This window comes from Candidatus Paceibacterota bacterium (assembly GCA_026195275.1).
Taxonomy (GTDB): Bacteria; Patescibacteriota; Minisyncoccia; order Phycocordibacterales; family JABMNX01; genus JABMNX01.
Window position 1 is genome coordinate 1 of the sequence record JAPHQU010000001.1, and the last position, 21,911, is coordinate 21,911.

General features: G+C 48.8%; 21 protein-coding genes, 6 tRNA genes, 1 other RNA gene and 1 pseudogene. 15 read left to right on the forward strand and 14 right to left on the reverse strand.

The window, feature by feature from the left end; genetic code table 11:
- Nucleotides 1–52: 52 nt before the first annotated feature.
- Nucleotides 53–124: transfer RNA gene (locus OQJ98_00005), tRNA-Glu, on the reverse strand.
- Between the two features lie 114 nt (nucleotides 125–238).
- On the opposite strand from OQJ98_00005, the gene OQJ98_00010 reads away from it, so the two are divergent.
- From OQJ98_00010 to OQJ98_00055, 10 genes and pseudogenes are all read left to right on the forward strand, one after another.
- Nucleotides 239–322, forward strand: a tRNA-Ser gene (locus tag OQJ98_00010).
- Nucleotides 323–466: 144 nt separating this feature from the next.
- Entirely contained in the window at nucleotides 467–874 is a 408-nt protein-coding gene (locus OQJ98_00015; protein MCW9054366.1) for a hypothetical protein, read from the forward strand.
- The gene (locus tag OQJ98_00020) at nucleotides 865–1,113 is read left to right on the forward strand and encodes a hypothetical protein (GenBank protein MCW9054367.1); all 249 of its coding nucleotides are present in this window, start codon (nucleotides 865–867) and stop codon (nucleotides 1,111–1,113) included. The genes OQJ98_00015 and OQJ98_00020 overlap by 10 nt, the downstream gene beginning before the upstream one ends.
- Nucleotides 1,114–1,224: 111 nt before the next feature.
- Complete coding sequence (locus tag OQJ98_00025; protein MCW9054368.1) at nucleotides 1,225–1,482, forward strand: GIY-YIG nuclease family protein; 258 nt, start codon at nucleotides 1,225–1,227, stop codon at nucleotides 1,480–1,482.
- A gap of 72 nt (nucleotides 1,483–1,554) precedes the next feature.
- A tRNA-Val gene (locus OQJ98_00030) sits at nucleotides 1,555–1,628 on the forward strand.
- Nucleotides 1,629–1,633: 5 nt separating this feature from the next.
- Nucleotides 1,634–2,485 carry a DHHA1 domain-containing protein gene (locus OQJ98_00035; GenBank protein MCW9054369.1) on the forward strand — a complete coding sequence of 284 codons (852 nt, stop codon included), beginning with the start codon at nucleotides 1,634–1,636 and terminating at the stop codon, nucleotides 2,483–2,485.
- Between the two features lie 9 nt (nucleotides 2,486–2,494).
- Nucleotides 2,495–3,676 (forward strand): tRNA (adenosine(37)-N6)-threonylcarbamoyltransferase complex transferase subunit TsaD, encoded by a 1,182-nt coding sequence (locus tag OQJ98_00040; GenBank protein ID MCW9054370.1) that lies wholly within the window; start codon nucleotides 2,495–2,497, stop codon nucleotides 3,674–3,676.
- A 27-nt stretch (nucleotides 3,677–3,703) separates the two neighbouring features.
- Nucleotides 3,704–5,938, forward strand: a pseudogene (locus tag OQJ98_00045) (valine--tRNA ligase).
- 12 nt (nucleotides 5,939–5,950) lie between these two features.
- On the forward strand, nucleotides 5,951–6,655 hold the full coding sequence (locus OQJ98_00050) for a PrsW family intramembrane metalloprotease (GenBank protein ID MCW9054371.1): 705 nt from the start codon (nucleotides 5,951–5,953) through the stop codon (nucleotides 6,653–6,655).
- A gap of 2 nt (nucleotides 6,656–6,657) precedes the next feature.
- Complete coding sequence (locus OQJ98_00055; GenBank protein ID MCW9054372.1) at nucleotides 6,658–7,164, forward strand: Hsp20/alpha crystallin family protein; 507 nt, start codon at nucleotides 6,658–6,660, stop codon at nucleotides 7,162–7,164.
- A gap of 281 nt (nucleotides 7,165–7,445) precedes the next feature.
- Here OQJ98_00055 and OQJ98_00060 read toward each other — a convergent pair.
- The 3 genes from OQJ98_00060 to OQJ98_00070 all read right to left on the reverse strand — a co-directional run bounded on the left by OQJ98_00060 (nucleotide 7,446) and on the right by OQJ98_00070 (nucleotide 8,384).
- Nucleotides 7,446–7,519, reverse strand: a tRNA-Phe gene (locus tag OQJ98_00060).
- Nucleotides 7,520–7,544: 25 nt separating this feature from the next.
- Nucleotides 7,545–7,850 (reverse strand): hypothetical protein, encoded by a 306-nt coding sequence (locus tag OQJ98_00065; GenBank protein ID MCW9054373.1) that lies wholly within the window; start codon nucleotides 7,848–7,850, stop codon nucleotides 7,545–7,547.
- Nucleotides 7,851–7,898: 48 nt separating this feature from the next.
- Complete coding sequence (locus OQJ98_00070; protein ID MCW9054374.1) at nucleotides 7,899–8,384, reverse strand: DUF456 domain-containing protein; 486 nt, start codon at nucleotides 8,382–8,384, stop codon at nucleotides 7,899–7,901.
- A gap of 78 nt (nucleotides 8,385–8,462) precedes the next feature.
- Between OQJ98_00070 and OQJ98_00075 the strand changes: the two genes are divergently transcribed.
- Nucleotides 8,463–8,534 (forward strand) — tRNA-Arg (locus OQJ98_00075).
- A 60-nt stretch (nucleotides 8,535–8,594) separates the two neighbouring features.
- Here OQJ98_00075 and OQJ98_00080 read toward each other — a convergent pair.
- A complete protein-coding gene (locus OQJ98_00080) occupies nucleotides 8,595–8,831 on the reverse strand; it encodes a glutaredoxin family protein (GenBank protein MCW9054375.1) in 237 nt (78 codons plus the stop codon).
- 129 nt (nucleotides 8,832–8,960) lie between these two features.
- Nucleotides 8,961–9,347 (reverse strand): septum formation initiator family protein, encoded by a 387-nt coding sequence (locus tag OQJ98_00085; GenBank protein ID MCW9054376.1) that lies wholly within the window; start codon nucleotides 9,345–9,347, stop codon nucleotides 8,961–8,963.
- A 128-nt stretch (nucleotides 9,348–9,475) separates the two neighbouring features.
- On the opposite strand from OQJ98_00085, the gene OQJ98_00090 reads away from it, so the two are divergent.
- Nucleotides 9,476–9,598 carry a hypothetical protein gene (locus tag OQJ98_00090; protein MCW9054377.1) on the forward strand — a complete coding sequence of 41 codons (123 nt, stop codon included), beginning with the start codon at nucleotides 9,476–9,478 and terminating at the stop codon, nucleotides 9,596–9,598.
- Nucleotides 9,599–9,602: 4 nt separating this feature from the next.
- Here the strand turns inward: OQJ98_00090 and lepA are convergent, their stop codons facing one another.
- The 3 genes from lepA to OQJ98_00105 form a co-directional block, all read right to left on the reverse strand.
- Nucleotides 9,603–11,405, reverse strand: coding sequence for a translation elongation factor 4 (lepA, locus tag OQJ98_00095; GenBank protein ID MCW9054378.1), 1,803 nt, complete (start codon nucleotides 11,403–11,405; stop codon nucleotides 9,603–9,605).
- Nucleotides 11,406–11,552: 147 nt separating this feature from the next.
- A complete protein-coding gene (locus OQJ98_00100; GenBank protein MCW9054379.1) occupies nucleotides 11,553–13,229 on the reverse strand; it encodes an oligosaccharide flippase family protein in 1,677 nt (558 codons plus the stop codon).
- A gap of 8 nt (nucleotides 13,230–13,237) precedes the next feature.
- Nucleotides 13,238–15,586 (reverse strand): tetratricopeptide repeat protein, encoded by a 2,349-nt coding sequence (locus OQJ98_00105; protein MCW9054380.1) that lies wholly within the window; start codon nucleotides 15,584–15,586, stop codon nucleotides 13,238–13,240.
- Between the two features lie 147 nt (nucleotides 15,587–15,733).
- Here OQJ98_00105 and rnpB point away from each other — a divergent pair.
- An RNA gene (gene rnpB, locus OQJ98_00110) (RNase P RNA component class A) lies at nucleotides 15,734–16,136 on the forward strand.
- A 77-nt stretch (nucleotides 16,137–16,213) separates the two neighbouring features.
- On the opposite strand, the gene OQJ98_00115 is transcribed toward rnpB, so the two are convergent.
- Both OQJ98_00115 and OQJ98_00120 read right to left on the reverse strand, forming a co-directional pair.
- Nucleotides 16,214–18,604 carry an ATP cone domain-containing protein gene (locus OQJ98_00115; protein MCW9054381.1) on the reverse strand — a complete coding sequence of 797 codons (2,391 nt, stop codon included), beginning with the start codon at nucleotides 18,602–18,604 and terminating at the stop codon, nucleotides 16,214–16,216.
- A gap of 158 nt (nucleotides 18,605–18,762) precedes the next feature.
- On the reverse strand, nucleotides 18,763–19,263 hold the full coding sequence (locus tag OQJ98_00120; GenBank protein ID MCW9054382.1) for a DUF192 domain-containing protein: 501 nt from the start codon (nucleotides 19,261–19,263) through the stop codon (nucleotides 18,763–18,765).
- 70 nt (nucleotides 19,264–19,333) lie between these two features.
- Between OQJ98_00120 and OQJ98_00125 the strand changes: the two genes are divergently transcribed.
- On the forward strand, nucleotides 19,334–20,065 hold the full coding sequence (locus OQJ98_00125) for an rRNA pseudouridine synthase (protein MCW9054383.1): 732 nt from the start codon (nucleotides 19,334–19,336) through the stop codon (nucleotides 20,063–20,065).
- A gap of 42 nt (nucleotides 20,066–20,107) precedes the next feature.
- Here the strand turns inward: OQJ98_00125 and msrB are convergent, their stop codons facing one another.
- Nucleotides 20,108–20,509 (reverse strand): peptide-methionine (R)-S-oxide reductase MsrB, encoded by a 402-nt coding sequence (gene msrB / locus OQJ98_00130; protein MCW9054384.1) that lies wholly within the window; start codon nucleotides 20,507–20,509, stop codon nucleotides 20,108–20,110.
- Nucleotides 20,510–20,575: 66 nt separating this feature from the next.
- Between msrB and OQJ98_00135 the strand changes: the two genes are divergently transcribed.
- On the forward strand, nucleotides 20,576–20,953 hold the full coding sequence (locus tag OQJ98_00135; GenBank protein MCW9054385.1) for a hypothetical protein: 378 nt from the start codon (nucleotides 20,576–20,578) through the stop codon (nucleotides 20,951–20,953).
- A gap of 37 nt (nucleotides 20,954–20,990) precedes the next feature.
- On the opposite strand, the gene OQJ98_00140 is transcribed toward OQJ98_00135, so the two are convergent.
- Together OQJ98_00140 and OQJ98_00145 are read right to left on the reverse strand one after the other, a co-directional pair.
- Nucleotides 20,991–21,078 (reverse strand) — tRNA-Ser (locus tag OQJ98_00140).
- 101 nt (nucleotides 21,079–21,179) lie between these two features.
- Nucleotides 21,180–21,902 carry a GGDEF domain-containing protein gene (locus tag OQJ98_00145; GenBank protein MCW9054386.1) on the reverse strand — a complete coding sequence of 241 codons (723 nt, stop codon included), beginning with the start codon at nucleotides 21,900–21,902 and terminating at the stop codon, nucleotides 21,180–21,182.
- Between the last annotated feature and the right edge of the window lie 9 nt (nucleotides 21,903–21,911).

The window sequence follows — 21,911 nt, forward strand, 5'->3', positions numbered from 1 at the left end:
AACCCTGCAGACACTAAAAAGCCGATGCTTTGCATCGGTCTTTTAGTGTCTGTGACCCTACGGGGAATCGAACCCCGATTACCGCCTTGAAAAGGCGATGTCCTAACCGTTAGACGATAGGGCCATTCACAAATGGCTCAGAGAAGCCAAATTCAATGCCCCATACATATGGGGCATTTAGAAGAATACAATACTTTTGGATTTTACGCAAAAATGGTAGTCTACTGTGTACGCTCTTGGAGGAGTGCCCGGAATTGGTAACGGACCGCATTCGAAACGCGGCGCGCGTAAGCGCTTGGAGGTTCGAGTCCTCTCTCCTCCGCAACGTATAAAAACAACCCCGACTGAGGGGTTGTTTTTATACGTATGCTTTGAAGTGTTGTCTTTAGCGGAGAGATTGACTTTTCTTATAAATATGCTATCATTTATTTAGACAAATCCAAAGAAGCAGAAAAGGATGCATCAGATGAAACACACAGTCATCATCCGGGAAGGAGCGAATCTTTCTCAGCTCAATGCAGCTGTTGTTGTGCTTGGACACCTTCGTGAAGTGTTGCATGGTTCAACACTGTACAGCACGTACGCTGAGATGCTCAAGGTGAGCAAGGAAAGTGGTATTCCCCTCTCCGACATCGGAACATCCGAGGAGGAGATCAAACACCTCTGCCGAGTCGGCAGTCTGAATGTTCTCAGACAATTCAGCGAACTTCTCGAGGCCCACCGCAAACTCGAATCCAGCGACTCGACCAAGCTGTTTGAGGACACAATTCGAGACGAGGTCGCGTGTAACCATGTGACCCGCGAAGACCTCGAGAACCTCGAACTCTTCAACGAGTTCGGGATCTACTTGGAAGGAGTCGCGGGATGCGCGTAAGAAAGAAATCCTACTGGGCATTCAAGAGGCTCGGATGGATAGCCCTCGCCTGTCTCACGCTCATCCTTCTCGGCATATCGATGTCCCACCTGAGCACTCCTCGGTGGTATACCGAAGCCTTCCAGGTTCTCTTCTGCTTGGCTACGGCAATGGTGTTCTCCTTGACGATTATCACAATCGTTCAAGACGTCCTCAAGAAACAGAGGGCCAGGAAGATCTACCAAGCCACCAACAGCTAACCGTACCCGCCGTCGCATTATGCGACGGCGGTTTTTCTTTATCTGGAAAAATACCTATTTTCTGCTACTATAAGCCTGTCTAAGGGGCGATTAGCCCCTCACTTGCAGAATATGTATTATGTATATATTTTAAAGAGTGAAAAAGATGAAAGTATCTATGTTGGATACACAAATGATCTGAAAAGGCGTTTTGTGGAGCACAACGAAGGACAGAACACTTCTACGAAACACAAAATCCCTTTTCAGCTCATTTATTACGAATCCTATAAGGCGCAAGCGGACGCAAAGCATCGAGAAAAACAACTAAAACGTTTTTCAGGCTCGATGACTCATCTAAAAAATAGGATTCGTAATAGCTTGGGCAAGTGAGGGGCGATTAGCCCCTCACTTGCGATAGCTGAAGTATATTGTTGTAGTAGAATTGTAATTACGGCAAGTGAGGGGCGATTAGCTCAGTTGGTTAGAGCGCATCATTGACGTTGATGAGGTCACAGATTCGAATTCTGTATCGCCCACATTTATGGAAAAAAATATTGTTATTCTCTACCACGCAAAATGCTTCGACGGCTTTGGTGCGGCATGGGTATGCCGCAAAGAATTCGGCGAGGATGCTGAGTATATCCCCGTGAGCGACCGCATAACCCCACCCGAAGGTCTCGATGGCAAAGAGGTGTACGTTGTCGACTTCAGTTACCCGAAAGAGGTTTTGCGTGATCTTGAGATCCGCGCCAAGAGACTGGTAGTAATTGACCACCACCTAAGCGCAGAAGAAAATGTACGATCACTCAAAGAACATGTCTTTGACCTCGACCACTCAGGCGCAATACTCACGTGGCAATATTTCTTCCCGGATACAGAGCCACCCCTCCTACTTAAACTCATTGAAGACAATGACCTTTGGCTCTTTAACTTTTCTGAGACCAAGCCGTTTATTAAAATCCTCGGAATCATTTCGTTCGAATTTGAAGACTGGGATGCTCTAGCGGAGGATTTTGAAGACAAAGAAAAACGCGCGGCGATTCTAGAGAAGGGTTCTCTTTATGAAGAATATTGGAATATGCTCATCAAACAATTGGCCGACAGTGCCAAGGAGGTCGAGTTTGAGGGTTATCGTGTCTATGCGATTAATATGCATGGAATATTTCGTTCAGAACTTGGGAATCTCCTCGCCAATAAAAAACCGCCATTTGCGATTCTCTGGGGACACAAGGATGAGGACGCACTCACTTTTTCCTTGCGTGGAGATGGTAGTGTTAATGTAGCCGAGATTGCTGAGAAATATGGCGGTGGTGGGAATCACGATACGGCGGCATTTAGGATCACCAACTCAGTGACGCTTCCCTTTACTCTCGTTGAGGAGCTCGAAGAATAACTCTAAGTTATGAAAATACTTGCTATAGAAACATCTTGCGATGAGACGGCAGTCAGCGTTGTTGAAGCTAACGGATCGTTTAAGGATGGTGTGTCTTTTACTGTCTTGGGGAACACGCTCCTCTCGCAGGTTGAGCTCCATCGCGAGTATGGCGGAGTCTACCCAACCCTTGCAAAGCGCGAACATGCGCGAAATCTCGTCCCGCTTCTCTCACAAACACTCTCCGAAGCTGGTATGTCTGAGGAAGCGTTGAGGCCGCTCTCTCAGGACCAGGTGAGTGGGCTTAAAGAACTCCTCGAGCGAGAGCCAGATCTCTTCGTGTTACTTATTGCCTTCCTTTCAAACACCAAGAAGCCGGATATCGACGCGGTCGCGGTGACAGTGGGGCCGGGGCTCGAACCAGCGCTTTGGGTCGGGATCAATTTCGCCAAAGCTCTCGCGACTGTATGGGACCTCCCGCTTATCCCGGTAAACCATATGGAGGGGCATGTACTCTCATCACTCATTAAGAATAATGAGATTGTCCCGATCAATCTGCCCGCTCTCGCGCTCCTTATCTCCGGCGGGCACACACAACTAGTCCTTATGAAAAAATGGGGCGAGTACGAGATCCTCGGCGAAACGCGCGACGATGCGGTCGGTGAAGCGTTTGATAAGGTGGCACGTATGCTCGAGCTTCCCTACCCCGGCGGACCAGAGATCTCAAAACTTGCCCAAATGGCACGAGAAGAGAATCTTGAGAAGCCATTCTCACTCCCCCGACCAATGGTCGATTCAAATAATCTTGATTTCTCGTTCTCCGGACTCAAAACTGCCGTGTTGCACCTTGTTCAAGAACAGAACGGTCGCGAAACCGGACTCACTGAAACAACCAAAAAGCAGATTGCACATGAGTTTGAAGATGCGGCTGCAGACGTCCTTCTTAAAAAGACACTTCGTGCGCTCGATGAGAGCGGTGCCCAGACATTCCTCCTCGGCGGCGGAGTCTCTGCAAACGCCCATGTCCGCTACACACTTGAGACTCACCTTGAGCGTACCCACCCTTATGTAGAGCTGTATATCCCTCCCGTATCGCTCACCGGTGACAATGCCATCATGATCGCTGCAAGCGCGTACCTTACACACCTCAAAGCAAAGAAGCTGCCGAAGCTGGAAGATGTTGTCGCAAACGGCACATATTCCTTGAAATAGCCCCGTATTTTGCTATTATTTTGAAGAATGGACGATATATTCCTCAAACCATACGACCCCAAGACACATGAAGATGTGCTCTATGAGAAATGGGAAAAGTTAGGATACTTCAACCCAGATTTGCTTCCTCCACTCCCCTCAGGAAAAGAGCGCACTGAACCATTTTCAATAGTCCTCCCCCCGCCTAATGTGACCGGGACGCTCCATATGGGTCACGCATCGATGCTCGCGATCCAGGATATCCTGATACGGTTTAACCGGATGTGTGGTAAGAAGACTCTCTGGCTCCCCGGCACCGACCACGCAGCGATTGCTACCCAATCAAAGGTCGAGAAAGAGATCTACAAAAAGTAAAAGAAAAACCGACACGACCTTGGTCGCGAAACATTTCTCAAGCGCATTGAGGAGTTCGCGCAAGAGAGTCATGACACCATCGTAAACCAGGTGCGCAAGATGGGCTCATCGGTTGATTGGAGTCGCGAAGCTTTCACCCTCGACAGTGCGCGTACGAACGCGGTCTACACCGCGTTCGTACGCATGTATAATGACGAGCTTATCTATCGCAGTGCGCGCATTGTTAACTGGGACCCGAAAGGACAGACAACCGTCTCGGATGATGAAGTGGTGCACGAAGAGCGGAAGGCGACACTCTATACGTTTAAATATTTTCCTGACTTCCCTATCTCAATCGCAACAACACGCCCCGAGACGAAAGTGGGTGACACGGCGGTCGCGGTCAACCCTGAGGACGAACGATACAAGGAGTATGTTGGCAAAACCTTTACCGGGGAATTCGCCGGAGTGACTCTTTCTGTCACGGTGCTTGCCGACGAATCTGTTGATCCCGAATTCGGTACCGGTGCACTCGGGGTAACCCCCGCGCACAGCCAAGCCGACTGGGAGATAGCTGAGCGACACAATATTGACGCGCGTCCGCAGGTCATCAATGAGTATGCAAAAATGACCAAAGAAGCCGGGCCACTTGTTGAAGGCAAAAATGTAGCTGGAGCACGTGAAGTGATCGTCGAGTGGCTTCGAGAGAGAGACCTTCTTGAGGGCGAGGAAGAGATCACACAGAACGTCTCAACAGCTGAACGCACCGGCGGCATCATCGAGCCGCTGCCAAAACTCCAGTGGTGGATCGACACTGAGAAAGAGTTTGTACTTCAAGAGTCACATATCAAAGGAATTGAGAGTGGTGAGACGGTCACTCTCAAGCAGCTCATGAAGCATGCGGTTGAAGATGGCGAGATCGACATCCTCCCTGAGCGCTTTAAGAAAACCTACTACCACTGGATTGATAACCTTCGACCATGGTGTATCTCTCGACAAATTTGGTACGGACACCGCATCCCCGTGTGGTACCGCCCGACTGACGCTCGTGGCGGGCAGGGTGACGAAATACATGTCGGCACAGAAGCTCCGCAAGGAGAGGGTTGGGAACAGGATCCCGACACGCTCGACACCTGGTTCTCTTCCGGGCTCTGGACCTTCTCAACACTTGGCTGGCCTGAGGAAACGGACGACCTCAAGACCTACCACCCGACGAGTGTCCTTGAGACCGGCTACGATATCCTCTTCTTTTGGGTGGCACGCATGGTGCTTATGTCGACGTATCACCTTGGTGAAGTGCCATTCCACACCGTCTACCTCCACGGGCTTGTGCGCGACGAGAAAGGTCGCAAGATGAGCAAGTCGCTCGGCAATATCATCGATCCGCTCGATATGATCGAGAAATACGGTGCTGACGCAACTCGACTCTCGCTCATCATCGGCGTTGCAGTTGGCAACGACCTGCGCCTCTCAGAAGATAAAGTACGTGGCTATAAACACTTTGCGAACAAGATCTGGAACATCAGTCGTTTCGTACTCTCAAACCTGCCTCAAGACTTCGACCCTAAGAACACACCCACACTCCGTCTAGAGGAACAGAAGCGCCTCGACGAGCTTGGTAGCGTGGTAGACGAGGTCACTGAGAACATTGAGAAATTCCGTCTTGACCTCGCTGCCGATCAGATCTATCAGTATGTGTGGCACACTTTCGCTGATGTTATCATTGAAGAGAGTAAAGAGATTCTCAACGGGGAAGATGAGGATGCGAAGCGCTCAACACAATGGATGCTCTCGCGCGCGCTCACCGACTCACTCAAGATACTCCACCCGTTCATGCCGTTTGTGACTGAAGCAGTGTGGCAACATCTCCCCGAGAATCTTCGTGACACTGAGATGCTTATCGTTGCATCGTATCCAACAAATCGCTAACCAACACGCTATATGCCACCAATTGAGACTTTCATATTCGCATTCCTTGGCGGCCTCCTCCCTGCTTTACTCTGGCTCTGGTTCTGGCTGCGGCAAGATAAACACCCTGAGCCAAAGCGGCTCATATTCCTCGCGTTCTTCATGGGTATGCTCTCAGTGCCGTTCGTGGTGCCATTTGAGAGATATGCGCAAGGCATCTTCACTGGAACAATGATGATTGCCTCGTGGGCAGCAATCGAAGAACTCCTTAAATTTGGGTTTGCCTACTTCTCGGTATTACGCCGAAAAGAACTTAATGAACCAATAGACGCGGTGATCTATATGATCAGCATTGCGCTCGGTTTTGCCGCGCTTGAGAATACGCTCTTCCTTGTTGAACCTATTGCCGACGGTGATCTGGTTACGAGTATTCTCACCGGCAACTTCCGTTTCCTTGGGGCGACATTGCTTCATGTACTCTCATCGGCAACCGTTGGAGTCTTTATGGCACTGAGCTTTTATAGAGGAAAGAAAGTTCGCTCTCTCTTCACCATCGTCGGACTTATCCTTGCCATTTTATTGCATACTCTTTTCAACTTTTTTATAATTAACAGTAACGAAACGAACATTCTACTCGTGTTTGCGTTCGTGTGGGCGGGTATTGTCGCACTCATGCTCATGCTCGAGAAGATAAAACGTATTAAACAGAAGTGCTGGTCACTAATTAAGAGAAAATAGCCATGATAAGGAACAAACCATCTTTCTTTGAGAGACTCACAGGAGCGACGTCAATTGATGACTACGAAGACGATATCTTTGACGAGGAAGTTGCCCCTGCCCCACGGAAGGCAAGACACATAGAGATAGAACTCGAAGATGAAGAAAAGGGCGACGAAGAAGGTCGCTGGATTGAAGAAGAAGGACAGCTCAGCGTCGACGTCTATCAGACCGCTGACCAGATCATCATTAAGGCGATCGTTGCCGGTGTCCGTCCGGACCACCTCGATGTTTCAATCACCCGCGACATGGTGACCATTAAAGGTAAGCGCGAAGAGGCAAAGGAAGTCACTGAAGAAAATTATTTTTACAAAGAACTCTATTGGGGATCATTTGCCCGCACCATCCTCCTTCCGCAAGAGATTGAGCCCGAGAGTGCTGAGGCAAATGAGAAACACGGCGTGCTCACCATTAAACTTCCGAAGATCGACAAAGACCGGGAAACAAAACTCAAGGTCAAGGGGTCATAGTAGACGCCACCATAAACGCCAGGGTCATCTTGGCGTTTATGGTGGCTCTGTGGAGCCGTGTTTTGAAAGACGCCAGGCATATCCTGGCGTTTTTTCTTGTGCTTGGTGGCAGATTCGGGGTCAAGTCTCTAAGCTCGCAAACTCGCTAAGAGCTTCCTCCCCGGACTCGGCGACAAGCCCGAGCTAACGCTCGTCTTGTATACCGCCTCCGTCTTTCGAATCTACCCTAAAGCGAGAAACAAAATCGCCCAACGCTAACGCGTTGGGTTCTTTGTTTCTTGTGCTTGGGGGCAGATTCGAACTGCCGACCCCTGCTTCTTCAGAGCAGTGCTCTAACCAACTGAGCTACCCAAGCATGTGTTTACTATACCCGTCTTTGATTATCTGTTGAAGATGTTGAGGATATCCTCAATACCACTTCCACCAATATCCTGCAGCTGCCCCTGAAGTCCTTCAACCTTTCCACCGACCTCCTGCACCGCCTGCGCGGCACCGAGCACCTGATCAAGGACGGGTGCAAGGAAGTTGATGTAGAGATATACTGGCACCCCAATAAGAGCAGCAATCCAGAGTAATTTGAGTATACCTCCCCAAAGCGCATGGCGGCGCATCTTCCGCAGGAGTTTATTGTTCTCCTTCGTAAGCTCGAGATTCTGCTTGATAAGCTCCTCGGTACTGCGTTCCATACAAAAGAGAGTATAGCAAAAATAGCCAAAAAAAAGAAGATGGCGGTATTAGAATACCAAAGCAATAAGAAAGCCGGCAATAAGCGTAACTGCGAGGACAAACTGCACCACAGTGCTGCCCACTATGCCAAGCGTTGTGTAGAGTGCTACGCGGAGCGCTTGTGTACGCTCGACCCCCTCAGCAAGAGCGCCGAGAAAAGCGCCTATGAGCGCGCCGATGAGTACGCCAATAGGACCAAGTGTTGCCACACCAACCATGAGGCCGGCGATACTCCCGAGAATCGACTTCCACTTTCCTCCTCCAATGCGCGCACCAAGAGCGGATCCCACGTAGTCAGCAAATACCGCAAGGAGTGCGACCACACCTGCACCCACCACAAATGGCACTGTCACCGTACTAAATCCCGTCACATACGCATACAAAAAGATACCACTAAAGACGAACCCAATACCGGGGAGTCCTGGTATAACAGTGCCTGCCACCCCGAAAGCAAAGAGAAGCGCGGTAAAAGTCCACAAGAGTTCTCCATTCATGCTTGAGAGTATAGCATAAAGACAGTCCGGACAGAGCTCCTCTTCATGGCACTAAAAATATGCTACATTACATGCATCGCCCCTGTAGTTAAATGGATATAACAATCCCGTCCTAAGGGATTATTCTGGGTTCGATTCCTGGCGGGGGCACAGAATTCACACAAAAACACCCAACTCTAAGTTGGGTGTCTTTATGCAATCCAGACTAAATTAAATACCGAGTAGCTGCGAGAGTTTCTCCTTGTCAAAGCCAACCATCATCTCCTCGTCAACAAAGATGACCGGGACACCCATTTGTCCGCTTCTCTCAATCATCTCCTGGCGCTTCTCGAGGTCCTCTGCCACATTGTGTTCGGTATACTCAATACTCTTCTCATCAAGGAACTCTTTTACCATCTGACAAAAGTGACAACTCGGGGTGCTATAGATAACTACATTCTTATCCATAAATATACTCAGATTAATTCGTAATGTCACCACAGTATACCACACTCCACCACCCCATCCACAACCACAACCACCCTGCTATTCATACGATATATCGTATGAATAGCAGGGTGGGGTCTTACATTGCCTCTATCGCCAAAACAAAAGAATATCAACAAGTACGTCCCAGAATCCACCGCGCTCTCCTCCGTTTTCGTCACCCATGCTCCTTGGAGTATCTACAATCACAATGACCTGCTCTCCTTCTTTTGCCACTTCGTATTTTTGCCGTATCTCCGCTTCGACACCACGGGTGGTATTCAGGCGGTCGATCTCACTCTGGATCGCCTGCTCACGCGCTTCAAGCCCCTCAAGGTGCGCAAGTTGTTGGTTTTTATTGATGCGTGTTTGACGCGCTTGCTGATATACCCCCCAGACGCCATGTGTAAGTAAGCCAGCAATAATGATTAGGAGCACCACACTCGGCCACGAGTACAACCAATATCGTATTTTTCGTTTCTCGTAAAAGTCAAACATAAGGGCTGGTTAGGGATCTAGCAGTACTGCTTGAAAAAAGACCGTATCTCGTCTATTATCTTGATTATACCTTAGGATAAAGCGATATCCTTCATAACTTTATAAACCTGTAACTTCCAACCCATTTTATGCTATTCCACAAACGAACCAAGAAAGTGATGCGTTATATTTGGATCGTGCTTAGTATCCTAATTATTGCGAGCATGGTGCTTTTCTTTGCACCTGGACTCATCTCCGGAGTGGGCTACTAGCGGACTATTTCCTCTCATCACCGCGCATCACCTTAAGGAATACGTCTTGTGGGATGTTCACTTTTGCATGCAGCTGCATTTTCTTCTTTCCCTTCTTCTGCTTTTCCCAGAGCTTGCGCTTTCGAGTGATATCGCCACCATAGAGGTGCCCGGTCACATCCTTCTTGAGTGCTGAGAGCTTGCGCGAGGCGAGGATACGCCCAAGTGCGCGACCTTGGATCTTTACCACCACCTGCTGACGAGGCAGGAGTTTTGAGAGTCGCTCAACGATGGCTTCTGCCTCTTCTTGCACCCGGCGGCGTGCGACAATGCGAGAGAACGCCGGTACCACCTCTTCGGAAATGAGCACATCAAGCCTGATCACATCAGCATCAAGCATCGGCCCGACCTCATAGAGGATAGAGGCAAACCCAGAGGACGCATTCTTGAGTTGATCAAAGAAATTGCGCATAAGCTCACGAAGTGGCATATCTGCCGCAACCCGAATACGGTCGTCACCAAAGTTTTCTGAGTCACCCACGATCGCTTCGTGCTCAAAAAGAAGCTGCATGATTGCGCCGATGTAGTCAGCAGGCACAATGATCTCAACTGCTACCCACGGCTCGAGCACTTTTTCATATATATTTGACTCAGGAAATTGGATTGCTGAGTATACTTTTTTGTGTTCACCTCCTTTGAACACAATCTCGTATGTGATACTCGGTGTTGTTACCACGATTTCGAGGTCAAACTCGCGCCGCAGTCGCTCGGTCACAATCTCAAGATGAAGCATCCCGAGGAACCCACAACGATACCCGCGCCCCATCACCCCCGAGGTCTCTTCCTCAAAAGAGAGCGAGGAATCGGAAAGAGAGAGTCGCAAGAGCGCCTGTTTGAGTTCGGTGAAATCGTCTTGACTCTCAGGGTAGACGGACGCCCAAACCATCGGTGTCGGGCGCATGTACCCAGAAAGTGCCGACACAACACTCCCCTGCTTCACAAGCGTGTCTCCGACAGACGCGATACCCGGCTTCTTAATCCCCGTCACAATGTAGCCAATTGAACCCGGGGTGAGTTCGTTAACCGGCGTTTCCTCAGGCGAGAAGATCCCCACCTCAATAGCATTAAACTTCTCATTCGCTATCTTAAACGCGAGCGTGTCACCTCTCATCACTTTGCCATCAAGTACGCGAATATAGACGATTACACCGCGATGCGTATCATATTGAAAATCAAACACCAAACCACGCAGACTCTCAGGTGAGTCACTGAGCTCAGAGACCGGAGCGGGAACCTGCTCAATTACCTGCTTGAGGAGCTCTAAAACCCCAACACCGGTCTTCCCTGAGCAGTGCAACACATCGCTCGGGTCGCACCCGAGGAGTGTTGCGACCTCTTGCGCAACCTCCTCTACTCGCGCAAGTGGTGAGTCTACCTTACTTAATGCGGGGACAATCACAAGCCCCGCTTCTTGCGCCATACGAAGGGTGGAGAGTGTTTGTGCCTGCACACCCTGCGTTGAGTCAACGAGCAAGATTGCCCCTTCAACCGCTTTGAGCGCTCGAGAAACCTCATAGTGAAAGTCGATGTGTCCGGGGGTGTCAATAAGGTTCAATGTGTACCCGCTACCACCCATTGTGTGACGCATGGTAACTGGCTGCATCTTGATCGTGATTCCCCGCTCACGCTCAAGCTCCATACTATCGAGCACCTGCTCTTTCATCTTACGCGCCTCAACCGTCCCTGTGATCTCAAGCATACGATCGGCAAGTGTGGACTTGCCGTGGTCAATGTGTGCGATTATTGAAAAATTCCGAATGGTGTTCATAAGAGTTGAGATAAAACGATGTGGCTATGAATACTTGCTCCGTATGGAACTAAGACGTAGCGTAGATGCTGGAGTTTCTGATTCTGTTCATGATGTAAAAACGAATCTACCCGGAAGCCGTATGAACAGAGACATCTCCACAGAATCCTACAGTTCTGTGCGCTCACCTCCAACCACTGGTGTCTTCCAGAACCTATGAAGGAGTGACTGTTTAATCTCACCTATTTCCTTGTTACCAAGCGCAATAAGGAGGATGCTACCGGCAAGGATACCTATGATTCCTGAGAAAAACCCCTGGGCAAATATACCCCAAAATGTCTCAATATCAAAGATGTCATCGAAAAGATTGAGAAGTTGGTGGGTAATGAACCCCATCACCACCGAAGCTGAGAGCACCTCAAAGAACACTTTGAGGATCCGTCGAGAGAATCCTCGAGCATCCCGCCCAAAGAGAAACCAGAAGATACCCGCATTCACTATCGCTCCAAAAGAGAACCCGAGTGGAAGCATTAGAACCTCCGTACCGGGAATCCCCTCGATACGGAAGAGTGACTCAAAGAAGAATCGCCAGGTATCTGATGCATTAAAGATGTAGAGAAAAGCTCCTGCGCTTGCAATGGTAAGTGCTCCAGAGAAGACGTTCACAACAAACGGAAGCTGCGTTCTGCCGGATGCATAATATCCACGCACGAAAAGCAACGTCAGACCTTGCGCCACAAGCGAAAGCGAGAAGAGTGCAAAGAGCGCGGCGGTGAGTCGTGTATCAGTCCAGTCGAAGGCGCCTGAACCGAGTATGACGCGCACAATTTGTGCCCGCAATACCACCACCAAGACCACAATCGGTGTTGACCAAAAGATAATATGTCGAGCAGCAGTGAGTATATGTTCGATATATTCTTCCTTGTTGCCACTCGAGAAGAGTCGCGCAAGCGTTGGAAACGCAGCAACCGAATAACTCACTCCGATGATTGCAAGTGGTACCGCCTGAAGATTAAATGAGAGACTAAAGACCGTGATCGATCCTTTCGCCATAAGAGAGGCGATGGAGATCAAAAAGAGAAGTGCGATATGTTGCGCTGAGAGTGCAAGGGTTCTTGGGAGTGAGAGAGTGACAACGTCCTTTAACTCACGCATATTGAAACGCACAGTGATTCGTGAAAGGAATCCGCGCGCCGCAACGAACGGAAGCTGAATCCCTGCGTGAAGTACGGCACCGAGGAGCACACCATACCCAAGTCCAAGTAAGCCAAGCGAGGGATAGAAGAAGAGTACTCCGATTATGATACCGAGATTATAGAGAAGTGGGGTGATGCCATAGAGCACAAAACGACCGTAGACCTGTGTTACACTCCCAAAAATATTCGATATACCGAGCACGATTGGTTGGAGAAGAAGAAGACGCGTAAGTATGATGAGGGTATCAAAATGTACCGAATCAACTAATCCGGGGAAGAGGCGCGGAAGTATGTAGGGTGCGAGAAAGAACAGCACCAAACTAACACCACTAATAAAGAATAGAAACGCGGAGAGAATATGTCCGATAAAACGGCGCTGACCTTCCTCTCCATCCTCATTCCTGCTTAAAAACGGAATAAGGGCATAAATGGATACCAGAGAAGCAACAGAGACAAAGACCATATCCGGTAAACGAAATGCGGCGTAGTATATATCGAGCACGTCTCCTGCGCCAAAATAGTGCGCAAGCAGTCGGTCACGCACTAACGCCAATACAGCGGACAGGAGCGCAAAGATACCTAAGAAATATGCGGCCGCATGCAATCCTCGGATCTCTCGATGAAGCAGTGAAAGAAGGTTGCGCACCATAATATAATCTACTCAGTAGCCGGCAGCGCTTCCAGTGGATCAACAGGAGGTGCGAAGTTCTGAAGTGGCGCTCGACCGGAGATTAGGTTCTCAATGATCACATTGACCTCTGTATTATTCGGGTCGAGCGATTGGATCGTAGTGAACTCCCGAGTTGCGTCAATCCGACGTCCTAGCTCATAGTATGAGAGTCCGAGGAAATATCGGGCGTTCGCGTACTGCTCATCAAGTACTACTGCTCGCTCAAGCGCTGCAACAGCATCCTCGTAGTCTGCCCTACCGTATCGCAACAATCCAAGCCGAAAGAAAACAAGTGGGTCGTTTGGTGCAAAGATCGCCGCAGTCTCAATGGATGAGATTGCGTTCTCGACATCGCCTTCCTGCACCTCTATCTGAGAGAGCAAAAAGAGTGCATCAGTGTAATCTTGCTTGATCTTTAGTGAAGCCGTAATGTGTGATCGTGCGTCTTGGTTATTCCCTGAAAGCATCTCAACCCGAGCAAGATTAAGTTCCGAGAGCGGGTTGTGTGGATTGAGTGCAAGAACCTGCTCATAGCTTATCTTTGCGTTCTCATACGCTCCCTCAACCTTTAGTGGCACGAGTGACTCGTAGATACGCCCAAGGGCGATCCAGTTAAGATAATTCTGATTGTCGATTGAAACCGCGCGTCGGCCGCTCTCTATAGCAGAGCTAAGCACCGCTTGAGCCTGTTGCCCCACCTCCTCCGGGTCGCCGTTCTGATTGAGTATCTCGGAGAGTCGAAGGAGGAGAACCTCGGCTGCCGACCGGTATACCCGATCACTTTCATCCCACATACGTGCGCGACCTATCGACTCCTGGGCACCAGTAAGATTGCGATCTATGTTTGCTGCAATATGTGCTCGACTCAGATATATCCCCGAAGTGAATTTTGTGACCGAAACATACACACCGACGACCAAGAGAATACAGAGAGCAAAGAGAATAACCACTCCAGCAAAACCAGCCCTCACGTTCTCCTGAAAGACAATTTCTTTCTTGCGCACAACCCCAGCCTGCCCTTGTGCAGCGACAAAGACCCCGGTGAGAAGAAATGCAAAGAAAAACAGTGTTGGGTGTGGTACATAGAAGATTGAGAGTACCCACAAGAAAACCGCTCCGACAAATGATGAGAGTAAGAGATACGTGTCGAAGATCTTCTTCCTTGCTTGGGTCAAGACGCGTAGACCACTGAAGAGGAAGATGCCGAGGAGCACGACCCACGTAAAGACGCTGAGTATTCCCTGGGTAACAAAGAAAGTAGGAATCGTACCAACACCAAAGGAGAAGTCTGCATTCCAGAACGGTGTTTGGTTCACACTCAGTGGCTTATGGATCAGCCACTCTTTTGAGAAGTTGTTTGGTCCAACACCAAAGAATGGCGTTGTGTCATATGTCTTCTTCAATATCTCGGTTGTACTCTGCCAAGACGGTCGCGCCTCAATCTGATAGAGACTAAAGTATTTACTGATGTGTGTCTCAAATACTGGTGCTGCGAAGATGCATACGGTCGAGATCACAAAGAGAGCGAGATACACCTTTGCGATACCCCTGGTCTTCTTCTGACTCAAATCTATTGAACCTCCTTCTCTTTCTTGATTAGTAGTAAGGACCCGGTTTTCAATAAAGGTGCGAATGAGAAGCGCGAATGAGAGGACTGCAAGGACAACCCACACGAGAGAGAAATTAACCACCACAAGCATAAAGAGCGCGAGAAGGAATCCTGTATAGGCGAGTACACGGAACAGTCCACGAGGATTAAGTGTCTCGATTGTTACCGAGGTGAGGAGTGTTATAAGTCCCGCGAAGATCGCGACATCGTTCCATTTTCCAATTAGATTGGCAGTACTTCCAGACAATACCGACAATGAAAGCATGTCCTCACCTAAAAAGAGTCGGGCCACCTGAAAGACAAAGAGTATTAATGCCGATCCAATCATGGCAAGATACAGTTTGATGATCTTGTCTTTCGAATTAAAAAGAAGCGCTCCAACACCAAAACCAAGAGAGAGAACTAACATCATAAAAGCGGTATCCATCGATAGACTCTGCCCAACAAGAGAGTGGATCATATTCCCTGAGAAGACCGCAGCAACGAGAGCAATCAGCGGAAGGGCAAGGAAAGAGATTGACACAAGACTCATAGGGATTGATACCTTGTTCTCTTTAAGTCGCGCGACCACCCAAAGAAGCGCTACGATAAGGACACCAAAAGAGAGGGTGAATAATTTTGTCTCTTGCTGCGACACAAACAAAATCGGTACAAATATAACCGGAAGAAGAAAGACCACGAACATCATAAGTCTTGTTGCAAACGAATCTATTTTTTCACTCATCATAAAAATGCTTATTTAAACAGTAGAATACACTTAACTATACCAAAAAAATCGATTAAAGGTGTCGACTATCTGTGGGTAGAGACACTTTTATCTCCCCTTCTTCTTACGGAGACTTGTGTATTTCATTTTACATGGTATAATTTTATCAGTCTGTATTGGGTAGTCGCTCTGCATCATCGTGATGCAGGGAGGAAAGTCCGAACACAGGCAGTAGATTATACTGCAGCAAGGTAGCGGGTAACGCCCGTCATCGTGCATTGTCTTGGCTTGATTGTCAGAACAGTGCGCTATAGAGGTGCGAGCAGAGACGCTGAAGTTGGAAACAGCTTTAGGCGCTCCACATGGAGCGTAGTCCCTCACTTGCGAGCAAGTGAGGGGGTGAAACGGCTAAATCCTTACCCCTGTGCAAGGTCGTGTTACCACACCCCACAAGGTGCGGTAAAGTGCCGCTTGAGGTTGGTGGTAACACCAATCCCAGATAAATGGCTACACATCCATCAATGGAAACAGTGATGGAGGACAGAATTCGGCTTATAGATACAGACAACAAAAATGAAAATGACTCGCTCAAAGCGAGTCATTTTCATTTGCCTACGAATGATTGGCTATTGGTTAGATAGCTATACTCTAGATCTCGCAAGTGCCCGCAAAGCACGCGAGTTCCTTTTTCATCTCAGTCTCATCCTGAAGTTCGTAGGTCATAAGCTTCGAGAAGTCGACGTTCTCAAACTTCTTAACCATGTCTTCGTATTGTTCTTTTGTGATCTCCTCATACGGTGCGAGTTGGTAGACGAAATTACTTCGCGGGAGGAATGAGAGTCCACCGATGATATCCCAGTTCTCATATACCCAGTTGGCTACCTTAACCCACTCGTCATCCCCAACTGAGATTGTGGTTGACGGATTGTGCTCAGTATAATTTTCTTTCACCACCTTCCAGTGTTTGAGCTGGTCAAGTGAGGAGAGGTCATTCTTGAAGACAACACCTTTTGGTGACTTCACCGGGAACTCAAGCACAAACGTGTTTGCGCTCTCCATGGTCTGCCCCACCTCTGGGTGAAACGGCACCCCTTGATCGCGAAGCATCTTGAAGAGTGAGTCGGTTGCTGAGATTCGAATGCGACGGATGTAGTATGGTGCGTGGCGCGGGTGCATACCGGACGCACAGTTCACTGTCTGAGAAACTGTTCCTGATGGCTTCACCGCTGTAATCGCGTTTGATGGGTTGACGCCAAACTTCTTTGAATATTTTTTGTTTACCTTTATTGTCTCTGCTTTGAGTCTTTTGAGTACTGCGTCCTGGCGAACAGTCTTTGAGTCCCACTGCCCCGTGAGTGACACGCCGAGAAGTCGTTCCGCCTCACAGTTCTCAGTCCACTCCTTTGAGAGATATTGGAACTTTGTGAGTGTTGACTGGTAGGTCCCGAGAATGGTTGCCACACGAACCTTTCGGATGAGTGTCTCCTCGGTGTCAGTTGCACGACAGATTACCTCAGAGAGATTACAGAACTGTTTTGACTGCAAGATGATCTCGCCACACGGGTTAGTCCCTGGGCGATCAATACCGTGTCGCCCGGCGCGATCTGGGTCGTTCTCATATTTGCCTTTAAGATACTCCACGCGGCGCTCAGGAAGCTGTTTAATCAGGCTACCACGGTTGAAAATACCACGCTCTCCCGCTTGAGACTTCATAAGTGAAAACCATTCCTCCATAAAGTCCATATTTGATGGCTTCTCTTCATACACTGCCGAGTTATTCGCAAGTGCGCGCTGTGGATCGGTAAGCCAGAATTGCCCAGTCTTTGAGTTTCGAATATTTTCATCATCGAGATCAGAGAGCGAAATCATGGCTGAACGACGGACCCCACCAGAAACGATCGCCTCCCCTATCTTACAGAGAATATCGTGTGCATCGATGTTGCGAAGTCGTCGACCTTGCCGTGAGAGGATACGCTCACGGGTGAAATCAAGAAGCTGACGAAGCGGCTCAGGACCAGACGCCTTACCACCCATGGTCTTGAGGCGTGTGCCAGACGGGCGCACCTTTGAATAGTCAAAAGAAATATCCTTCCCCTCGAACCATGTCTCCATTCCCAGAACAAGCGCGTCCGCCCACCCTTCCGCTGAGTCGGGAACAACAAATGCATTCACGGTCTTACCGGTTTGTGGCTTGATCTGTGGTAGCTGCCCCACGTTCCAGCTCTCGACACCAAAGCCAACACCGGCACCACGCGACGAGAGGTAGAGCACCTCACCAAAGTCACGAAGTTTAGTTGGTGCAATGTATGAACAGTTGTACGCACAGACGTTACACTTCCGTGCGGCATCTCCTGCAAATTGCATGAGTCTCATCGAAGGCATCACTTCTTGTTTGAGAATTGTCTCGCGCACCTCCGCATATTCCTTTGCCGAGAGTTTCTTGCCAAGATTCTCTTTCATAAAGTCCATGTACCGATCAACGGTCTCAATCCATGTCTCGCGCCGACCTTCATCCGCAATCCACTTCGCATATGAACGAAGATACACGAAGTATCCAAGTTCGTTACCTTTGAAATATCTTGCACTTTCCGTTGCAAGTTTTTTTACATGCTCAGGGACGACCACACCAAGATCGCGGAGCTTCGCGCGCTCGGCGCGGTAGAGGATATAGGCCTTCGCGGTCGCCACGTAGTCCCCTAAGATCAACTGACGCTCAACTTCGTCTTGGCAACCTTCAACGGTCGGCATAAAATTCTTATATTTTCGCGCAATGCGAACCATATCTGACGCAACACGATGCGCAACCATCGCTGACTCCTCCGGAGACCCTTCCCCGGTAGCGAGCATCGCTTTGTGAATCGCACCCACGACCTTATCGAACTCAAATGAAACAATTCTGCCGTCCCGTTTCTGGATTTTCGGGATGAATTTTTTATAATCAGCGGCACCTACCGCTGTCTTTTTCTTTGTATCGACTTTTGCGTTCATGATTTCATCAATCTTTGCCTGAACCTTGGCATTCTTATCTGTCTTGGCCATATCTAGGATGCTCAATTATTGAAGTGTAGTAATGTCCACCCATTGTACATCCTCGACCCACCCTTCTTGAAGTGGAAAACTGTTATAAAAAGACACCAGGGGATAAAAAAAATCCTCGGTCAAACACTCCTTCCACAGAACCCCTAAATACAGCTATCTTATTGTCCAGCACTACCATCGCGAGGTTGTATGCGGTAGTCAATATGTGCAACACTGCCGATTTCTATACCTGCTTCCTCCACTACACCCGCATTTACCTCAAGAATATAGCGTGCGGGCGTCTTGGGTCGATAGACCTGTGGGTACGACTCTGGAGTCACATTCTCCTCAAAAGCTATAACCCGAAATCGATCATCAAACCAGATAATATCGATAGGAAAGAGCATGCTCCTCATCCAAACACCGTATTCATCACTCTTAGAGAACGCGAAGAAGAGACCGTGACCGTCTGGGAGTTTGGGAACGCCCGAAAGGCCTTGTTGTCTGAGGTGCGCGGTATCCGCAATAAATATGGATACATCTGCCGACTCAAGAGAAAGGCGTAGCTGTGGAGTCTGTAGTATGGTATTTTCCTTATGAGGAATCGAGACAAGTATCGCCGGCACACCAAATATAATGGCGGTTGGTAACGAGAGTGCAAGTAAGATAAGACGATTCACGATACTCTTAGTATAATATAGAGCACTGAAGCAGAACAGACTACGTGGAGAAAAACTTAAAGGAATAAGCATGAAACCAATAGACTACCCAATCCGTATCAACCGCTACCTCTACCTCAAGGGGTATTGTTCACGTCGCAAGGCAGATAGTTTCATTGAAAAAGGTTTTGTCACTATAAATGGTAAGCGTGCAGAGGTTGGTGCAAAAGTTTTTGCACATGACAAAGTCGTGGTCGCTAAAGAGATGACCGCACTCCCCCGCTCATACAAATATTTTATGTACAACAAACCAGTCGGGATTGTCTCGCACAATCCACAGAAAGATGAGGAGGGTGTCGAGGATGTCTCTGGCCTCAGCAAGGATTTTGTCTCTGTCGGTCGACTCGACAAGGCGTCACACGGACTCATGCTCCTCTCGAACGATGGGCGTATTGTCGATCGCATGCTTAATCCAAAGTTTGAACATGAGAAAGAGTACATAGTAAAAGTCGACAAACGCGTCACCGGCACCTTTGTAAACGGTATGAGCCGCGGTGTACATATCGAAGGGTATCGCACGAAACCCGCAATCGTAAAGAAAACTGGCGAACGCACCTTTACAATCATTCTTACTGAAGGTAAGAAGCATCAAATCCGCCGCATGGTCGCCGCGTTCGGCTACCAGGTCCTTGACCTTAAGCGCACGCGTATCATGAGCATCAAACTCGGCGCTCTCAAAGAGGGTGCGACCCGTGAGCTCTCAGAAGGCCAGCGCAAAAAACTCCTCGATGTGCTTAACGTGGAGAATCCAATCTCAACTTAGTCTAACTAAGTTGAGATGGTAAAAGGCAACCTGTGCGTACCCTTACTTCTCTTTCTTGAAATCAAGTGCGCAGGAGTTGATGCAGTAACGCTTGCCACCCTTCTCTTCTGGCCCATCGTCAAAGACATGTCCAAGATGCCCGCCACACTTCTTACACACCACTTCGGTGCGGTGCATACCGTGACTGGTGTCTTCTTTAGTCTCAATCGCTTCGGCAACGACCGGGTCAGTAAACGACGGCCAACCGGTCCCTGAATCAAACTTTGTTTCTGAGGGGAAGAGTGATGCTCCACACGCGGCGCAGTGGTACATCCCCGATTCTTTATTCTCGAGGTATGCTCCACTAAATGGCGCCTCGGTCGCCTTCTCGCGCAATACCGCGTACTGCTCAGGAGTGAGATCCTTCTCCCAATCGTCTTTGGTCGTATCTTTCATATCATCCATATGATCACTCTTTATATAGTGATAATCTTCTTTACATCAGTATAAGATATATCCTATCCTAAACATATGACATGGTATCACCACACCCTCTGGGAACAGCCCTACCTTGACCTCTGGTCAACGGTACATTTCTCCGCCGGCACTCTGCTTGGATTGATACCGATATTCATCGAGCTCTCCATTGTGGCACTCATCCTCGTTGTCCTTGCAATCACTGTCGGATGGGAACTCGTGGAGGTCTTTTACGGTATTAAAGAGCACTTCTCAAATCAGATTATTGATGTGGTTGTTGCGGTATTCGGACTCCTTACGGTCAGCCTTCTTCTCACCACGCTTCCGAAATTACGTAGACGAAAAAAACTGCTAATTAGCATCCTCTTTGGTGTCTTCCTCCTGCTCAACCTTATCGGTTGGCTCGCGTATCAAAACTATTCTGGGTTGTGAGTGTAATTTTCTTACACACTATGCGCGTTCCCGCCCATGGCGGAGGAGACAGGATTCGAACCTGCGATACCTTGCGGTATACCCGCTTTCCAAGCGAGCGCATTCGACCACTCTGCCACTCCTCCGCCATGGGCGGGATCATGATTTACCTTACAATCGCTTCGCTCTTGTGTAAATCGAGAATAATCTTCTTACACCTTCAATAGCGCGACCATCTCTCTAAGCCTTATCTCTCCTTTCTACGAAACGCACCGAGTATCTTCGCGCGTACCGTCTTATTATGCAATCGATCCTCGATTTCCGAGGACCATACTACTACACGGTTGCGCCCGGTGTCTTTGGCAACATAAACCGCACTATCGGAACGGCGCATGTGCTCATCGAACATTCGATCGATTCGCCCCTCTTGCTTGTCCTCATCAATGACCTCATCTTCGGTTGACGACACACCAATACTCACTGTCACATTAAGCTTTGGATACTCATCAAACGAAAGTCCTTCAATCCCTGCACGCAGCTTCTCGGCAACCTGTCTTGCTTCTTCTTTGGAGACATCGAGGAGTGCAACCACGATCTCTTCGCCACCAAAGCGAGCGACAATATCAATGTCGCGAACAGTCTCTTCAAGTGTTCGCGACACACGCTTAAGCACATGGTCACCAGCTGCATGCCCAAGTGTATCGTTCACCTTCTTAAAGAAGTCAATATCACAAAAAAGAAAGCCAACATGCCGCCTTCTACCGGAGGTATCGAGCTCTCGGTGTTTATCGCGAAGCGGAAAGAGGAACTTGAGCCGGGATTTCACACTCTCGACAAAGTACTTCCTGGTTTTAAGTTGTGTAAGCTCGTCGTGAATAAGGTCGTGCTCAAGCTGCTCAACTCGTTTTTTAAGTTTCTTATTTTCTCTTTGAAGCGCGACACAGCTTTGAGGATCTGATTGTCTTTTCATATATAATAT

Bases quoted from the DNA above. Each gene is read 5' to 3' on its own strand.
- OQJ98_00055 (MCW9054372.1), top strand. From the start codon at position 6,658: ATGATAAGGAACAAACCATCTTTCTTTGAGAGACTCACAGGAGCGACG.
- OQJ98_00085 (MCW9054376.1), bottom strand. From the start codon at position 9,347: ATGTTTGACTTTTACGAGAAACGAAAAATACGATATTGGTTGTACTCG.
- OQJ98_00050 (MCW9054371.1), top strand. From the start codon at position 5,951: ATGCCACCAATTGAGACTTTCATATTCGCATTCCTTGGCGGCCTCCTC.
- OQJ98_00080 (MCW9054375.1), bottom strand. From the start codon at position 8,831: ATGGATAAGAATGTAGTTATCTATAGCACCCCGAGTTGTCACTTTTGT.
- OQJ98_00025 (MCW9054368.1), top strand. From the start codon at position 1,225: ATGTATTATGTATATATTTTAAAGAGTGAAAAAGATGAAAGTATCTAT.
- OQJ98_00035 (MCW9054369.1), top strand. From the start codon at position 1,634: ATGGAAAAAAATATTGTTATTCTCTACCACGCAAAATGCTTCGACGGC.
- OQJ98_00070 (MCW9054374.1), bottom strand. From the start codon at position 8,384: ATGAATGGAGAACTCTTGTGGACTTTTACCGCGCTTCTCTTTGCTTTC.
- lepA (MCW9054378.1), bottom strand. From the start codon at position 11,405: ATGAACACCATTCGGAATTTTTCAATAATCGCACACATTGACCACGGC.
- OQJ98_00015 (MCW9054366.1), top strand. From the start codon at position 467: ATGAAACACACAGTCATCATCCGGGAAGGAGCGAATCTTTCTCAGCTC.
- OQJ98_00090 (MCW9054377.1), top strand. From the start codon at position 9,476: ATGCTATTCCACAAACGAACCAAGAAAGTGATGCGTTATATTTGGATC.
- OQJ98_00125 (MCW9054383.1), top strand. From the start codon at position 19,334: ATGAAACCAATAGACTACCCAATCCGTATCAACCGCTACCTCTACCTC.
- OQJ98_00145 (MCW9054386.1), bottom strand. From the start codon at position 21,902: ATGAAAAGACAATCAGATCCTCAAAGCTGTGTCGCGCTTCAAAGAGAA.
- OQJ98_00040 (MCW9054370.1), top strand. From the start codon at position 2,495: ATGAAAATACTTGCTATAGAAACATCTTGCGATGAGACGGCAGTCAGC.
- OQJ98_00115 (MCW9054381.1), bottom strand. From the start codon at position 18,604: ATGGCCAAGACAGATAAGAATGCCAAGGTTCAGGCAAAGATTGATGAA.
- OQJ98_00100 (MCW9054379.1), bottom strand. From the start codon at position 13,229: ATGGTGCGCAACCTTCTTTCACTGCTTCATCGAGAGATCCGAGGATTG.
- OQJ98_00065 (MCW9054373.1), bottom strand. From the start codon at position 7,850: ATGGAACGCAGTACCGAGGAGCTTATCAAGCAGAATCTCGAGCTTACG.
- msrB (MCW9054384.1), bottom strand. From the start codon at position 20,509: ATGGATGATATGAAAGATACGACCAAAGACGATTGGGAGAAGGATCTC.
- OQJ98_00020 (MCW9054367.1), top strand. From the start codon at position 865: ATGCGCGTAAGAAAGAAATCCTACTGGGCATTCAAGAGGCTCGGATGG.
- OQJ98_00105 (MCW9054380.1), bottom strand. From the start codon at position 15,586: ATGATGAGTGAAAAAATAGATTCGTTTGCAACAAGACTTATGATGTTC.
- OQJ98_00135 (MCW9054385.1), top strand. From the start codon at position 20,576: ATGACATGGTATCACCACACCCTCTGGGAACAGCCCTACCTTGACCTC.